At 56.5% G+C, this 2,077-nt stretch carries 3 protein-coding genes; 2 read left to right on the top strand and 1 reads right to left on the bottom strand.

All coding sequences use genetic code 11. From position 1 onward, the window contains the following. Positions 1-676: FGGY family carbohydrate kinase (locus ACOTX2_RS21345; RefSeq protein ID WP_421625972.1), on the bottom strand; the 676-nt coding region annotated here is incomplete at its 3' end. Between the two features lie 301 nt (positions 677-977). Here ACOTX2_RS21345 and rhaS point away from each other — a divergent pair. Then, complete coding sequence (gene rhaS, locus ACOTX2_RS21340) at positions 978-1,814, top strand: HTH-type transcriptional activator RhaS (protein WP_063148350.1); 837 nt, start codon at positions 978-980, stop codon at positions 1,812-1,814. 73 nt (positions 1,815-1,887) lie between these two features. After that, positions 1,888-2,077, top strand: a 190-nt coding sequence (locus ACOTX2_RS21335) for an AraC family ligand binding domain-containing protein (protein WP_421625971.1), incomplete at its 3' end; no start/stop codon positions are given.

Here is a 2,077-nt window from a genome sequence, read left to right as displayed (position 1 = left end):
TCCCCTGCGGGCAAAGCCAGTGACCGATCACATTGCCCGGATGGGTTGGCGCGCCGAACCAGGACGGCGAGGCGCCCGTCCAGGCCAGCAGATGTTCATCCCAGTTATCGGTGTTGATGTTGACCAGCTGCGTGGTGGTGGCGTTGGTGTATTCCCAGTTCATATTGCCGGTCAGACGGTAGCTTAAGTAGTCCGGGATCAGCAGCGCATGCGCCACTTTTTCGACCAGCTCAGGCTGTTGCTCAACCAGCGCACGTAGCTGATACAGCGTGTTAAACGGCAGGAACTGGATGCCACTGCGACCATAGATGTTCTCCTTGCCAAGCTGCGCGATGGCGTGCGCCATCAGCCCATCGGTGCGGCTGTCGCGGTAGGAGACCGGCAGGCCGACGCGTTCGCCGTGACTGTCCAGCAGCACGTAATCCACACCCCAGGTATCAATGCCGATACTGTCGATGCGAATACCGTCTTCGCAGACGTTGTGAAGTCCGGTGCGGATCTCTGCTTCCAGGGCGTCGATATCCCAGGTAACAAAACCGTCCTGTTTTTGCAGGCAATTGGCGAAACGGTGCATTTCGCGAAGCGTAAGGGTGTGCAGGTCGCAGTCCCAGGTGGCGAGCATTACACGGCCGCTGGATGCGCCTAAATCGACAGCCACACAATGGCGAAAAGTCATGGTCGGGTCCTTTCTTAAGTCATTAGCGAGGAGTGTAAGAAAGGGAAGAAATAGCCACCTTCTCGCCACTGACAGCCCAAATCTCGCGCTGGCAAGAAAGCAAAGATGAACGTGAGGGAGTTCACAGTTTCCAGTAATGGCGGGGTTTGCAGGCAGTGTGACGCTGACCGCATTTCCCGATCTTTCCGCCTGTTTCTTGAAAAACCGGCAGCTTTTGCGCGGTTTGCTGTCAAAAATTTAAGGTGAGCGGGGAAGGCCTTAATTACTATTTTGAGAACTTTTCTCATTGGTAGAGGCCGTTATGACCGTACTGCACAGCGTCGATTTTTTTCCTTCGGGGGCTTCGCCGGTTGCGATTGAGCCACGGCTGCCTCAGGCTGCGTTCCCGGAACATCATCATGATTTCCATGAAATTGTGATTGTTGAGCACGGAACGGGCATCCACGTGTTTAATGGTCAGCCGTATACCATCAGCGGCGGTACGGTGTGCTTCGTGCGCGATCACGACAGGCACCTGTATGAACATACCGATAACCTGTGCCTGACCAATGTGCTCTATCGTTCTCCGGATGCGTTCCAGTTTCTCTCCGGGCTGAATCAGCTGTTGCCGCAGGAGAAGGACGGCCACTACCCGTCGCACTGGCGGGTGAATCAGTCCACGTTGCAGCAGGTGCGTCAGCTGGTAAGCCAGATGGAGCAGAGCGAGGATGGACAGGAGACGCACGCCATTGCTACCCGCGAGATGCTGTTTATGCAGCTGCTGGTGCTGCTGCGGCGCAGCAGCCTGGTGAAAGGGCTGGAAAATAACGACGCGCGCCTGAATCAGCTGATGGCCTGGCTGGAAGATCATTTTGCCGAAGATGTCTGCTGGGAAACGCTGGCGGATGACTTTTCGCTCTCGCTGCGCACGCTGCATCGTCAGCTCAAGCAGCATACCGGGCTGACGCCGCAGCGCTACCTCAACCGTCTGCGCCTGATCAAAGCGCGTCACCTTTTAAGGCACACGGATGAAAGCGTCACGGATATCGCCTATCGCTGCGGTTTCGGCGACAGTAACCACTTTTCAACGCTGTTTCGTCGGGAATTTAGCTGGTCGCCGCGCGATATCCGTCAGGGGAAAGACGCGTTGCTTCAGTAACGCGAGGGCAGTCACCGTTTTTTTACCGCAGAAAGGCTAATAATGTCCGGTTATTCGCCGTCGAGGTTGTGGTGTGGCTGCTCAGTTAATTCTTCGTAAAGATGATTTTTTTGCCTCCGCGAGTCAGGCCGTCGCGGTGGCGGACCGCTATCCGCAAAACGTCTTTGCCGAGCATACCCACGAGTTCTGCGAGCTGGTGCTGGTGTGGCGGGGCAACGGCCTGCACGTCCTCAACGACCGTCCCTACCGCATCACGCGCGGAG

The organism is Enterobacter cloacae complex sp. IR5412 (assembly GCF_049237385.1).
Taxonomy (GTDB): Bacteria; Pseudomonadota; Gammaproteobacteria; order Enterobacterales; family Enterobacteriaceae; genus Enterobacter; species Enterobacter intestinihominis.
The sequence above is the reverse complement of the archived record's forward strand: the minus strand, read 5'-3'. Positions and strand labels throughout refer to the sequence as shown.

What these genes read in the sequence shown, in the direction of transcription:
- rhaS (WP_063148350.1), top strand. Translation starts at nt 978, where the DNA reads ATGACCGTACTGCACAGCGTCGATTTTTTTCCTTCGGGGGCTTCGCCG.